We start from the raw sequence: 14495 nt of genomic DNA, 5'->3' as shown, positions 1-14495 counted from the left end.
AGATGTGGTACAGTGGAACAAAGAAGAAGGCAATGTGCTCCAAATTTTGTGGGAAACTCTTGTTGCAGGAGCTGCGGAGTTGTTTGAAAACCAAAAAGAAGACCAATTAGGTTCAAAAATTACCATAGAGAATACTTTCGAAAACCCCAATATACATACCGGTCAAGCAATTATGATAATATTGAGAAATGCTTTTGTTCAAGCTTTAAGGCCCTCGATTGAGCAATCCATCGATTTAGGAAATATAGAGGAAGAGGAGGCTAAGTCGGGCTTTTTCGAAGGGATTTTTAAAGGAGATAGTGAGAAGTAAAGGTTGGATTTCTGGAAATCGGTGGTAATAATATCATTTTAGTTATAGTATTAATTTTTCATATTTAAGCTTTTTACTCCAAAAAATGTAATAAAAAAGCTTATTCAAATAAACGGCTATTGAATTACTCATAGGTGCCAAATAGCTCTATTACAAATATTTTTCCCTCCAAATCAATATTGAATTTGGTATTTATTCATTTCGGTAGGTTAAATCATTATACTTTTCAAGTATTAAATAATATTTTTAGCTAATTTTAAAAGTCAATCAACCTAATTTTCATTGATATTACCTATTCGGGGTAGCAGAGTGAAGGTGTTTTTGGTAAATCGGGGCTTTGATAAAATTTGAGAAAACATGATGAAATTTTTAAGTTGTGATTGGGGGACAAGTTCCTTTAGATTACGGATTGTCAATTTAAATGATGCAAGAATAGAAGGTGAGCATGTAAATGAATCCGGAATACAAACTACATTTAATAAGTACATAGAAGCAGGAAATGAGGCAAACAGAGTAAAATTTTATTTTGACCAATTAAAGAAGGAGATTAGGCAAATGAGTGAGAACCTTCAAGTCAATTTGGAAGGGATGTTGATCGTTTGCTCAGGGATGGCATCCTCCAGCATAGGAATAAAGGAACTGCCTTATTCTGATCTGCCTATAGATGTAAATGGAAATTCGGTGGGATTAGAATATTTCCCTATGTCTGAAGATTTTGATTATTCTTTGCTTTTGGTGTCCGGACTAAGGAGTTCTGACAATGTTATGAGGGGAGAGGAGACACAGCTCATAGGTGTGGTGAGACAATTGGAGAATTTTTCTGGCAATGGGATTTTCATTCTTCCAGGCACTCATTCTAAGCACATTAAAGTAGAAGGATATAAGGTTAGCAACTTCAAAACTTACATGACAGGTGAGGTTTTCCAGTTAATGGCGTATCAGAGTATATTATCAAAAAGTGTAAAATCCAACTCCAATGAAAAGTACAAAGAGATATTTGAAGTTGGAGTTAAGGAAGGGGCGTCAAGTGCTTTATTATCGGTGCTTTTTAAGGCAAGAACAAACGAATTATTTGGTCGATATTCTAAAGAAGAAAACTTTCATTATTTAAGCGGTTTGTTGATTGGAAATGAACTGAGTAATTTGGTGGAAGAAAAGGATTCTTGCATTTACCTATGTTCTGAAGGAAAATTGCATCCAAATTATGTGATAGGAATGGAAACATTGGGGCTTCATGCTGAGGTTTTACCCGAAGAATGGGTCCGAAAATCTGTCATTCATGGTCAAATTCAAATATTGAATCAAAATATAAACAATGAAAAAAACATTTTCCTGGGAAGCTTTTGATAAAGCTCCCATAGTAGCCATTTTTAGAAATTTAGATAGTAATGATTTGCTTCAAATCGCCCACTGTTTTAAAGTTACAGGGCTTTCCACCATGGAAATCACCTTGAATTCAAAGAATGCCACTGAAGATATTGCTCGCTTGGTCAAAGAATTTGGAGAGGAACTGAATATTGGTGCAGGTACTGTTTGTGACATGGATGACTTACATGCCGCGTTGGCTGCAGGAGCACAGTTTATTGTTACTCCAATATTAGATGAAGAGGTAATTCAATATTGCGTGACCAACCAAATCCCGGTATTCCCGGGAGCTTTTACCCCAACAGAAATTTATAAAGCTTGGAAATTAGGGGCCAATATAATCAAGGTATTTCCATCTTCGGCCTTGGGCCCCGGTTATATTAAAGATTTATTAGGCCCTTTGGATAGTATTAAATTGTTACCTACCGGAGGTGTCTCCAAGGACAATGTTTCTACTTATTTTAAAGCAGGTGCAACTGGTGTTGGTGTAGGAAGTGCAGTGGTTCCAAAAACTTTCTTACAGAACAAAGATTGGGAAGGTCTTCAAGAACACCTAAGTCAATTTTTAAAAGCCTACCAAGATACTGATTAATATACCGTCTTAATTCTGCTATTTCGGCTATTTTATATTTCCCCAATTGTATTTTATTTAATAAACCCATGGATCAAACGCTCTATCTTTTTATTATTACCTCTTTGTCTATATTGTTGTTGTTGGTATTGGTGATGAAATTAAAGGTGCATGCCTTTATTTCCTTATTATTGGCCAGTTGTTTTGTAGGTTTAGCATCGGGCATGCCTTTTATGGAACTTATAGGTAGTCTTCAAAAAGGCATGGGTGATATTTTAGGCTTTATTACCATTGTTGTTGGTCTTGGAGCTATTTTAGGAAAATTGTTAGAGGTCTCCGGGGGTGCACAAACCATGGCTCATTTTTTAATTAAGGGGTTTGGGGAAAAAAGGACTTCTTGGGCATTGATGCTAACGGGTTTTATTGTTTCTATACCGGTGTTTTTGGATGTAGGATTTATTATCTTAATTCCATTGGTTTATGCTTTAGCTAATAAATCCGGCAATTCATTGTTACATTATGCAATCCCTTTATTAGCAGGCATGGCGGTTACACATGCCTTTATACCTCCAACACCGGGACCGGTGGCAGTAGCAGAAATACTGAATGCACCCTTGGGCTGGATGATAATTTTTGGAGTGATAGTAGGATTGCCTTGTGCGATATTGGCAGGACCTATATTTGGTCAGTATATTTCTAATAAAATAATTGTGCCGGTACCCTCGCATATAGAATTTAAGGATGAAGCTACCGGTAATGCCTCTAAAAGAGACTTTTATTTAATAGCTTTTATAATTATTCTTCCATTATTATTAATACTCATTGCTACTACATCCAATTTATTGGTAGAAACCGGCCATATCAATGGAGATAATTATTTATTAGAAGTAGCGCAGTTTTTAGGACACCCTTTTATTGCTTTGACCATAGCTACACTAGTGGCCCTATATTTCTTAGGGTATAGAAAAGGATACAAAGCCAAGCAATTGCTTGAGTTTTCCGACAAGGCTTTAGCTCCAGCAGGACTTATTATTGTGATTACAGGTGCCGGTGGGATGTTTAAAGAAATCCTGGTACAAAGTGGTGCAGGGGAAGCACTTGCAGAAGTTTTTATTGCCTACAATGTGGCCCCTATAGTGATGGCTTATTTAATTGCAGTCATTATTCGGATAATTCAAGGTTCTGCAACTGTATCCATGGTGACCGCTGCAGGTATGATTTCTCCAATAATTATAGATATGGATATGTCTGATCCACACAAAGCCTTAATTGGAATTGCCATAGCAGCAGGCGCATGTATCTTATCTCATGTCAATGATTCAGGTTTTTGGTTGGTTAAGAAATACCTGGATATAAGTGAGAAAGAAACTTTACAAACATGGACTACATTAGAAACAATAATCTCCGTAACCGGGTTTCTTATAGTGTTATCCCTTTCGTTTCTTATCCCCTAAGTACCCTTTAAATTATAGGTGTTGTTTTGTGCTTTTGAATTGGCCTTTTATAAAAAGGAGAGCCCATTCTTATTTGTTCAATTTTCCAATTCATTATTCTTAGTAATAAGGAGGAGTGGGGGGCTTAATTTCTGGTAAATATGACTGCATGAAAATTGATTCATAAATAGGATTAGTTACTTGATTAATGCGTTTGCCCAAACGGATCACTAGGTAAAGGAAAGCCAATTGCTTAATTCAGGTCAATTTATTTTTTTATTGTAGGTGCCTAAATTAATTCTAAATAGGTAAAGGCGGTTTTTGCATGTACCTCAAATGATCTAATCCCGAGTAAATTAGTCTGATTGGTAATTGCCTTAAACCAGTTATTGTGTCAAGGTATTCTCTAATTGCTAGGGTGAAAATATCAATAAAATGACTGGGATTGTTCTAAGTGGAGCTTAAACACCCGATAGAAGGCCATATTGGTTATTTGCAAGTGTAAGCTGATACATGATAGTTCTACTTTACTTATTATATAGGTTTAAAGAAAGAACTGATTTATTCTCATTTTAAAAGTTTAAATTTCCTACTTATTCGCTCAGACTTTTTGAATAATAAAAATGAGATATTTTAGAGATTTATTAATAACTGGATTTTAAGTATTTCTATTGGAAGTAGAATTGAGAATTGGAGCTCAGGTAAAATAATGATTTTTACTTTAGATAAAAAAAATGGAAAATAGAATGAATTTAGGATATTTGTTAACTTGTTCTATTTTTATAAATCATAATTATTAATTTAAAATATTATTAAATTTTAAATAAATGATAAATAATTTATGATTTAATAAATAGGGGTACCCATCTATTAATTTATAGCTATTTCATGCCTTTTTTTTAGTTAGTTGTTAGCTCCATAATATGCAATTTTTTTGATTATATAAAAGGTGTTTTTTTGTGTAAATATTTAAAAACTATGTTGTTGTGTTTGTTGTATTAATTTTTAAATATATATTTATTTATATATAACCCATAAATATGTATGTTATGAAACAATCCTACAGTGTTTTAAGCTTTATTTTTCTGCTATTTATACTGCCAATGGGCTTAGTATATTCTCAGAATGGGATTCCCGATAATAAGGGAAAGGAATTTTGGTTAATGTTTAACCGGAATTTAGATAATATAGGGATTAATCCCGATTTATTTATAACAGGTGATATCGGAACTAAAGGATGGGTGTATTTGCCAAATGATGTTGAGATTGCTTTCTCTGTTGTTCCTGGAGAAATTACTAAAATAGATCTACCTGTTTCAATATTAGCAACAGATGAAGAAGAAATTTCACAAAAAGGTGTTCATATTATTGCAGAAAATGAGATCACTGTATATGGGCTTAATCAAAGGATTTATTCAACCGATGCATTTTTAGGGCTTCCTACTGATGTATTAGGGAAAGAATATGTAGTTATGTCGAACACTACATTGATTACTGATAGGACAGTTTCCTATTCTTTATTAGGAATTGTTGCTCCACTGGACAAAACAGAAATAACTATCATTCCTGCCAGCGATACTAGAAACAGAAAAAAGGTATACCTTTCAAAATAAATCTTAATAAGGGAGAGATTTTTCAATTGTCTTCTGCAGTTTCTAATGGGGATCTAACAGGGACTTTTATATCTTCCAATAATCCAATAGCCGTTTTCAGTGGACATACCTGTTCCTATGTAGGCATAGAAGCCCGAACCTGTGACTTTATTATTGAGCAAATGCCTCCAGCACTTTCCTTGGGTCAGTTTTTTGGTACGGTTCCTTTAGCTACGAGAAAGGGTGGAGATATTTTAAGAATAGTTGCTTTTAAAGATGGTACGGTTATTTCTATTGACGGAACGAACAATTTTGAAGAGAAATTTTCACTTAATCGAGGAGAATTTAAAGAAGTTAATATTCCAAATGGTGTTTTTGCCAATATCATGGCCAATCAAGCCATTTTAGTTGCACAGTTTTCTAAAAGTCAAGCTGTCGATAATGTGACTTCAGATCCATTTATGATGTTGATACCCCCTTTGAGCAATTTCAAAATAATTATACGGTAAGTACACCCGTCTCCGGTTTTAGCAAACATTATATAAATCTGGTAGTACCTATTTCCCAAAAGGGTAATATTACCTTGAATGGAAGTTTATTGAGCCCGGATATTTTTACAGATATACCCGGATCTACCTTTGCCGGAGCACAGGTAGAAGTTTCTCAAGGAACACATAATATTTCTGGAAACTTGGCTTTTGGGGCTTTTATGTATGGCTTTGGTAGCTATGATTCTTATGGATACCCGGGTGGTCAGGCACTGGCTAGCGTGGAACAAGTTCGCAATATTAATTTGGATATTGAACAAGAAATTCAACAGGGAACTACTTATTGTTTCAATTCTTCAGTGACAGATGATGAGGGCGTACCAATTTTTGGTGTTAGGGTGGATTTTGAAGTGGAAGGTGTCAATGAAAAAATAGGCTTTGCAGTAACAGATGAACAGGGTATAGCCAATTTCTGTTTTGATGCTATTAATGAGGGAACTGATAAAATAATAGCATCTGTAGGAAGTACAACTGCAGAAGCTACCGTTACTACAACCATTCCTAGACCGGATCAGGTGCTGCTTAACTCCCTGCCTGAATCAGTGACTTTGGGAGAGGAAATATGCCTTACCAGTCAGATTTTGGATCAATTTGATAACCCGATGGAAGGTGAGATGTTATTTATCGAATATATGGGCAATGTAATTTACAGTGGTGAATCTGATGAGAATGGGATGATAGAATATTGTTTCACACCGGAAGAAGGTGGAGACCTCTTATTTACGAGTTATTATGAGGGAGGGGATAAAACCGAAACTACCGTTATGGTCGCTGTTCCGGATCCAATGCCTACCTCAATAAGTATAGATGCCGCATCCAATGAGATCAATTTGGGACAACAGGTATGTGTGACTGCCACGATTAAAGATCAGTTTGGCAAAGTAATGGAAGGTGTTGAAGTTCAATTGGAAATCAATGGGGTGGATGCAGGATCTGAAATGACCGACGAAAATGGAGTGGCTGAATTTTGCAAAACAGCAGAGGAAGAAGATGGCGAGCTTCTAATTTTTGTTGTTAATTATGTTGGAGGCGGAAGCCCGGCTTCTACGAGTATTACTGTCCTTAATTCCGGAGGTGGCGGAGACGGAGGCGGTGGTGGTGGCCTTATAGCTAGTGCCATTTCAATAACCAATATATCTGCTGAGGTCAACCTTGGTGAGGAAGCCTGTGTAGAATCCCTAGTGTTGGATCAAAACGGTGATCCACTTCCCAATACAGAAGTAACTATAGAAGTCAATGGAGAAATTGTGGCCACCTTAATGAGTGATGAAGATGGAATAGTTGCCTATTGTATTGTTACCGAAAGCATGGGTGATCTAAGCTTTGCTGTTAATTATGATGGTGGAACTCCTGCCACAGGTACGGTAAAAGTCATTCAAGTTGTATTGGTTGCTACTACTATTTCAGTTGAACCTTCTGAGGGTGAAGTAAGTATTGGAACAGAGACTTGTTTGGAAGTAGAGGTATTGGATCAGTTAGACAATCCATTTGGTGTCATTGAAGTGTTTATTACCAAAAATGGAGAACCCGCCGGTTCTATGATGACCAATGAGGACGGAGTATTGAATTATTGCTTCAATCCGGATATGGAAGGTGAGTTTGAGTTCGGCTTTTATTATACAGTCGAGAACACTGTTACCGCCATGATCACTGTTACAGACAATGTCCCAATCCCTACCATTATTTCATTTGAAGAAAACGAAGTGGAAGTAGTTCTTGGTGAAGAAGTATGTTTGGCAGCCACTATATTGGATCAATTTGGAATGCCTCTAGCAGGGGTAGAAGTTTCTTTTGATGTGAATGGTGTATTCTATGGTAAAGGCATCACCGATGAAAATGGTAGGGTAGAACTCTGTGGAACTCCTGATGAGTTAGGTGATTTAATGGTGACTGCTTCATATGAAGGAGGAGAGGACGCAGAAGCAATCATTAAGGTAGTAACAGAATCTGATGACTTAGAAATCGAAAGCTTCTGGCTTGTAGATGCAGGAACCAATACCATTATCAGAGAAATAATGAATGGTGACATTATACCTTATTCTGAAGTCAAAGATAAAATGATCAATATGATGGTAATCACTGATCCTGAAAAAGTGGGTAGTGTGAAATTAGAATTGGAATCATTAACCCTATGTCCAACCTGTTCTCCTGACATGCGAAGTACAACTGAAAATGTGGTACCGTATGCAATATTTGGTGATATCAACGGAGATTATACAGGTAAAAACATATTGCCTGGGGTATATGGATTTGCTGCCACACCATTTGAAATGAAACATCTTTCCGGTAATCAGGGAGTGAAATCCATGGTAAACTTTGAAGTGATGTTTGAAGGAACCATTGACAGTTTCACTTTAGTCAATGCTACAGATGATACGGATATTATAAAAATAATGGATGGTGATGTGATAGATTTATCAGCATTCAAAGATAAAAAGTTTAATATCAGATCAAATGTTCCTGAAGACCAACAAGGTGGAATTGATATGATGATTGAGGGGCCAGTTAATTTCTCCATGTTTGAGAAAGTGATGCCATTTGCGCTCTTTGGTGACAATTTAGGTGACTACGCTGGAAGAGACCTCCCTGAGGGAAGTTATACCATGTCTGCTACAGCTTATCCATTCAAGTCTACTGTGAATAGAGGCATAGGTGGAGCCACTGTTACAATTAATTTTGAAGTAATTCACAATAGCAAAATTGATAAATTTACTCTGGTAAATGCGGATACGGACGAGGACATTATGGAGCTTATGGAAGGTAGTTACATCGACCTGAATCAGTACAAAGATGTAAAGTTGAATATCAGGGCTGATGGCAAAGGTGATAATATAGCTGCCATGACTTTCCAACTATCTGGTGCTAAAGATTACAATTGGACAGAGAGAAAAGCACCATATGCGATCTTCGGAGATTTACCCGCCAATGATTATGCAGGCAAGTACCTGAATGAAGGTAAGTATAAATTGATGGTTACGCCTTACAATGCTGACAATACCATGGGAGAAAGCATGACAGTCAATTTTATTGCAGGTTTTGATGGTGGCGACAATTTGAGGATTGAAAATGCATCTTTGAATCAATTTGAGGCCAATACCTCAGAAGGTGAAATCAACAATGGTAACATGGTTGAAGACTTAAAAGTCTATCCTCAACCTTCTCAAAATGTAGTGAATTTCCTATATCCTTCTTCTTTGAGCGAAGATGCTACGGTAATGATTTACAAAGGCAACGGGCAATTGATTCACGGTTCAAAAATGGGCAATACACCTAGTTTCAACTTTGGACGATTTGGTTCAGGCTTGTACTTGATTCATGTGTCCAATGGTGATAGGATAATTTCCAAAAAAGTATTTATCTATTAATTAATTATTTATTGAACTAGTTAAAGCTCCGGACCTTGGTTCGGAGCTTTTTTGTTTTATAGTGGAATAGAATTTAATCCGGTATTTCTAACAATAACCACTACAAAGTCAGGTATTTTGTTCTTAGTTTAATTTCTGCCTGTCGGTAGACAATTTCAATATAACATCCCTATCCTAAAATTCCCCTAAAAAGTGATTTTCTCCCGATTCCAAACCTCCATAAGAAAGTTCAGGACTGGGATTACGATTCCAGTAATAAACTCCCGGTATTTATTTATGAAAATAGTCTACAATTTATATTTCATGGGGCTGTCTCGTTTGAGGAGGTTTCTGACCGATTACTGAATTAAAATAAATAATAAGGATTAGCTAATTAAGTATTATTGGACATTAAAAGGAGGCTTATTCATGATGCTCTGATATGGCCTTTTCGAGAGTATTAATTATAACTTTAAAATAAATCTGTTGTATTTTTTAGTTATAAAAAGAAAGAAATTCTTTGTCTGTGTTAGAATAATCTAATGTGTTGAAATAAGCTGTTTTATAAAAAAATAACTTAACCTTAGAGGGTGATTTGTTGTGATATTTAATTATACAAGTTAATTTGTGCGTTAAATATTCAAAAAATTGCCTTTTATGAAAAAACTTTACTTTGTTTTATCCTTTATTTTTACGTTGGTTATTTTTCCTTATAAAACATCTCAGGCTCAGAATAATGTTCCGGACAATAAGGGTAAGGAATTTTGGTTAATGTTCAATCGTAACACTGACAATGTTGATGTGAAATTAGAGCTTTATATAACCGGAGAAAAAGTAACCTCAGGTTATGTAAAATTACCGGATAACCACCTGATAAATTTTCAAGTATTACCCGGACAAACAACTTCGGTTAAGATTCCTGAAATATTTATTGCTTCAGTGGAAGATGGAGTTGAAAAAAAGGAATTAATATTGTGACAGATAAAGAGGTGTCGGTTTATGGACTCAACCAAAAGTCCTCCTCAACAGATACCTTTTTAAGTCTACCAGTGGATGTTCTGGGAGAAGAATACGTTGTTATGGCAGGTAATTCTTATGCGCCAAACAGCACAGCTTCTCCTGTCTTTGGGGTGGTTGCGACCATGAACAATACAGAATTAACAATCATACCAACCACTACCACACAAAACAGGCAGTCCGGCATACCGTATCAGATTCTATTGCAAAAAGGAGAGTCCTACCAGTTGACAGCAGATGCTTATTTTTCTGATCTTACAGGTACTTCTATTACTTCAAATAACCCTGTTGCAGTGTTTGGTGGTCATACTTGTGGTAATGTTCCCCTTTTCACAAATGGTTGCGATCAAATGATTGAACAGATCCCTCCGGTAAATACTTTAGGTAAAAAATTTATAACTGTTCCCTTGGCATCTAGGGAAAAGGGAGATGTATTTAGAATTCTAGCTACAAATGATGGGACTTTTGTTAAAGTTGAAGGGAACAATGGATTTGAAGAAACTTTCACTTTTAACAAAGGATCCTATGAAATATTCGATATTCCAAGTAATGTTTCTACCAAAATTGAGTCCAATTATCCTATTTTGGTAGCTCAATTATCAAAAGGAGAAGCTTCGGACAATGTCTCCGCTGATCCTTTTCTAATGCTTGTTCCTCCTGTAGAACAATACCAAAATATATACCATGTAACTACTCCACAAACAGGCTTTGAAAAACATTTTATTAATTTGGCTGTACCAATTTCCCAAAAAGTAAAGTGCGGATAGATGGAAACCTTATAGGTTCTTCCTTATTTGTGGATATTCCAAATAGCAATTACGCCGGTGCTCAGGTACAAGTAGCAGAAGGAAGCCATGCGATTACTGCTGAACTGCCATTGGCTGTTTTTATATATGGTTTTGATAGTTATAACGCATATGGGAACCCTGGAGGTCAAGCCTTAGGTAAAGTCGCATTGGTTCAAAATTTAAAAGTTATGATGGATGATGAAGAGCAGCAAGAAGCCACTTATTGCGCAAAAGCCCTCGTGACTGATTCAGAGAATAGTCCCTTAAACGGTGTTAAAGTAGATTTTCAAATTCAAGGTGTCAATAATCACCTAGGCTTTGGTATCACCAATGAAGATGGTGAGGCACAGTATTGCTTTGAGGCCATCTCCAAAGGTACAGATGAATTAATTGCTAGTGTAGGGACTTCAATTAGAGATACAGTAACTGTTGAGAGTAATAAGCCGGTTCCTGCAACCATTACTTTTCTCGATTATGTTGTGAATGGAATAGTTGGTGAGGAAATATGTTTAAATGCAACTGTATTAGATCAGTTTGGCATTCCCATTGAAAATGCTAATGTATCTTTTGATGTCAATGGAATCTTCTATAAGGAGAAAACCTCAGATGAAAACGGTAAGATCGCTTTTTGCAAATTGTCGGACCAAGAAGGAGACTTAGATGTCAAGGCATATATTGATGATAATACTGAAACTGAAGCTACCATTTCGGTTGTTTCTGTTTTAGAAAACTTAACAGTGGATAAGTTTTTATTAGTAGATGCTAAAAGAAATACAATTATCCGTGAAATTAAGGATAATGATAAAATTGCTTACTCTTCCATCAAAAATATGGAATTGTCTTTGGTAGTTATTTCGGAATCTGAAATGGTAGGAAGTATTAAAATGGAATTGGAGTCATTTACCCAATGTAATACCTGCCCTCCTTCGCTGCATCAAATAATTGAAAATATAGCACCCTATGCCCTGTACGGAGATATTAAAGGTAACTATCTGGGTTATAATTTTTTACCGGGAGATTATAAGTTTACTGCCACTCCTTATCAATTTAGAGGTCAAACTGGTAATCAAGGAGTAAGATCTTCAATCAACTTTGAAATATTTTATGATAGCATGATTGAGAGTTTTACCCTTGTCAATGCGACGGATGATAAAGATATTGTGACATTAAAAGACGGTGCCACCATTGATTTGTCAACTTATAAAGATAAAAAATTTAACATCAGAGCCAATGTGCCACATAACCAAACCCAAGGCGGTGTAGAGATTTCAATCAGCGGGCCTGTCAATCTTTCACAATTTGAAAAAGTTGAGCCTTTGGCGCTTTTTACGGATGTTGGTGGAGATTATACCGGGAAAGAATTGCCAGAGGGAGAATATACATTGTCTGCATCTGCTTATCCATTTCCTTCAAGTAGTTTTAGAGGAATAGGAGGAGAATCCTATACTATAAAGTTTAATGTGATTCATAACAGCAAAGTGGATAAGCTGACTTTAGTAAATGCCGATACTGATGAGGATATTATGCCTTTAATTGAGGGAAGTAATATTGATCTCAATCGGTATAAAGATGTAAAGTTGAATATTAGAGCTGAGGGAAAAGGGGAGCAATTAGCTGCTATTGCCTTCCAATTATCAGGAGCAAAGAATTATGTTTGGACTGAAAGAAAGGCCCCATATGCCATTTTTGGTGACTTCCAAGGTGTTGACTATAATGGAAAATACCTTCAAGAAGGCGTTTACAATTTAATGGTGACTCCTTTTAATAGTAATAATGAAAAAGCTGAACCCTTCACGGTAAACTTTACTGTTGGCTATGGTATTGGAGAAAATTTGAGAAAAAGTTACGAAGACCTCAGTCAGAAAGAGGGGATTTTTGATGAAATTGTTGATCAGCATGATATAGAGATCGAGCAGCTCACCATTTTTCCTCAGCCATCTAAAAACTTGGTTCATATTATTTATCCATCCCATATAAATGAAGATGCAATGGTATTGATTTACAAAGGCAATGGCCAATTGATTCATGGTTCCCAAAAGGGTAACACATCCAGCTTTAATTTTGAACCTTTTGGATCTGGCTTGTATTTGATTCATGTAAATAATGAAAAAGAAATAATATCTAAAAAGATTTTTATCCATTAAAAAGTTTTTTCAGTTATAGTTTATTACAGGCTCCGAACAGATGTTCGGAGCTTTTTTATGACCGGATACATATTACCCATTGTTTTTCAATGCCTTGCTCTATTAGGTTTTACGGGAAAAGTAAACGATAGCCGCTACCTCCCAATCGTGTCAAAATAATATGTTTGGTTCAGCTTGAGTGGTTTAAAAATAGAAGTGGGTAGGGATGTTATGGTAGAAAAAGCTATTGATTCACCGGCTGTAAGTCTTTTGAATACATTTATTAGATTGTGTAATGCATCTTTATCATAAGGCTAATGATAAATTGTTTTTTATATACTTAAAAAAGTTTTAAATAATTATATTATTTACTATCTGTTTTTAGATAGTATGAAATATATACAAGTTTTAAGTTTATAGATTAAAAGTTAATTGACACGATATTAAATTTTAATATAGTTAAATAAAATTTTTTTAATTTTTTTTCTTGTCACTTTTTAAGATTACCTGCAAAATTAAGACTTCCAAAAGCAATATCTCAATTACCTGTTGAAATTGTTCAATTTGAAGTCATTTTTCAATAGAGTTGAGATTATCTAAATATTTGTTTTTAAGTATATTATATCGTTAATTATTGAAATGAGATTCATATTTAGAATTTCATTTTGATATATATGAAAATCAAAAAACAAGATTCTTTTAATTGAAATACCGTTTTTAGTTTTCATAAATCAAAAAAAGTAGGATAAAATAAACAAGGCCTTGAATAACAAGGCGAATCCTATTAAGCGAAGAAATATAAACTTTAAAATATTTTACCATGAAAGCTTCACTTTTTACTCTCGTTATTTTGATTTCGTTAGCAATGTCAATTAGTCAGGGATATGCTGCAAATTATTATATTTCTCATGAAAAAGGGGATGATAATCGGACTTCTAAAGAAGCGCAAAACCCAAACACTCCTTGGCGGTCAATTGATAAAATTAATTCTATATTTAATTATTTAAAGCCAGGTGATGCGATTCTATTTAATAGAGGAGAAGTGTTCTATGGTACATTACATATTAAATCTTCGGGGACTACAACTTCTCCTATTAAAATTGGAGCTTACGGTTCCGGTTCCAAACCTGTCATCACTTCATTGAAAACCTTAAGCGGATGGAAATCCATAGGAAACGGTATTTACGAGAGTACAAAGTCTATAGATACTAAATCTGTTGAGGTGGTTTTAATTAATGGTGAAATTCATGAGTTGGGAAGGTATCCAAATAGTGATGTAGCTAATGAAGGGTATTTAAAAATTGAAAGCGTTAATGGAAATTACCTGCTTTCTAGCAGTGAGCTGGGTGGATCACCGAGTTGGAATGGTGGTGAAGTGGTTATCAAAAAAATCAATGGGTAATT

9 protein-coding genes and 1 pseudogene are annotated in these 14495 nt (G+C 35.3%); all 10 read left to right on the top strand.

Annotation, left to right across the window (positions count from 1 at the left end):
- Positions 1 to 4: 4 nt before the first annotated feature.
- The 10 genes and pseudogenes from WG932_RS05875 (at position 5) to WG932_RS05830 (ending at position 14493) form a co-directional block, all read left to right on the top strand.
- The gene (locus WG932_RS05875; protein WP_483087308.1) at positions 5 to 310 is read left to right on the top strand and encodes a hypothetical protein; all 306 of its coding nucleotides are present in this window, start codon (positions 5 to 7) and stop codon (positions 308 to 310) included.
- A 357-nt stretch (positions 311 to 667) separates the two neighbouring features.
- Positions 668 to 1657 (top strand): 2-dehydro-3-deoxygalactonokinase, encoded by a 990-nt coding sequence (locus tag WG932_RS05870; protein WP_483087307.1) that lies wholly within the window; start codon positions 668 to 670, stop codon positions 1655 to 1657.
- Positions 1626 to 2267 carry a bifunctional 4-hydroxy-2-oxoglutarate aldolase/2-dehydro-3-deoxy-phosphogluconate aldolase gene (locus tag WG932_RS05865; RefSeq protein ID WP_483087306.1) on the top strand — a complete coding sequence of 214 codons (642 nt, stop codon included), beginning with the start codon at positions 1626 to 1628 and terminating at the stop codon, positions 2265 to 2267. The genes WG932_RS05870 and WG932_RS05865 overlap by 32 nt, the downstream gene beginning before the upstream one ends.
- Before the next feature lie 68 nt (positions 2268 to 2335).
- Complete coding sequence (locus WG932_RS05860) at positions 2336 to 3700, top strand: GntT/GntP/DsdX family permease (RefSeq protein ID WP_483087305.1); 1365 nt, start codon at positions 2336 to 2338, stop codon at positions 3698 to 3700.
- 1019 nt (positions 3701 to 4719) lie between these two features.
- Positions 4720 to 5929, top strand: a pseudogene (locus WG932_RS05855) (IgGFc-binding protein); the annotation flags it as partial.
- A 51-nt stretch (positions 5930 to 5980) separates the two neighbouring features.
- Positions 5981 to 9184, top strand: a complete 3204-nt coding sequence (locus tag WG932_RS05850) for a T9SS type A sorting domain-containing protein (protein ID WP_483088584.1) — start codon at positions 5981 to 5983, stop codon at positions 9182 to 9184.
- Between the two features lie 636 nt (positions 9185 to 9820).
- Positions 9821 to 10141 (top strand): hypothetical protein, encoded by a 321-nt coding sequence (locus WG932_RS05845; protein WP_483087304.1) that lies wholly within the window; start codon positions 9821 to 9823, stop codon positions 10139 to 10141.
- Positions 10138 to 10947 (top strand): IgGFc-binding protein, encoded by an 810-nt coding sequence (locus WG932_RS05840; protein WP_483087303.1) that lies wholly within the window; start codon positions 10138 to 10140, stop codon positions 10945 to 10947. Before WG932_RS05845 ends, WG932_RS05840 begins: the two co-directional genes overlap by 4 nt.
- On the top strand, positions 10938 to 13112 hold the full coding sequence (locus tag WG932_RS05835) for a T9SS type A sorting domain-containing protein (protein WP_483087302.1): 2175 nt from the start codon (positions 10938 to 10940) through the stop codon (positions 13110 to 13112). Before WG932_RS05840 ends, WG932_RS05835 begins: the two co-directional genes overlap by 10 nt.
- 799 nt (positions 13113 to 13911) lie before the next feature.
- Positions 13912 to 14493: a hypothetical protein gene (locus tag WG932_RS05830; protein WP_483087301.1), complete on the top strand. Its 582-nt coding sequence runs from the start codon at positions 13912 to 13914 to the stop codon at positions 14491 to 14493.
- The last annotated feature ends 2 nt before the right edge of the window (positions 14494 to 14495 follow it).

It is taken from the genome of Cyclobacterium sp. SOCE241 (assembly GCF_056867545.1).
Note: the sequence above shows the minus strand (reverse complement) of the source record. Positions and strands in the feature narration are given on the sequence as shown.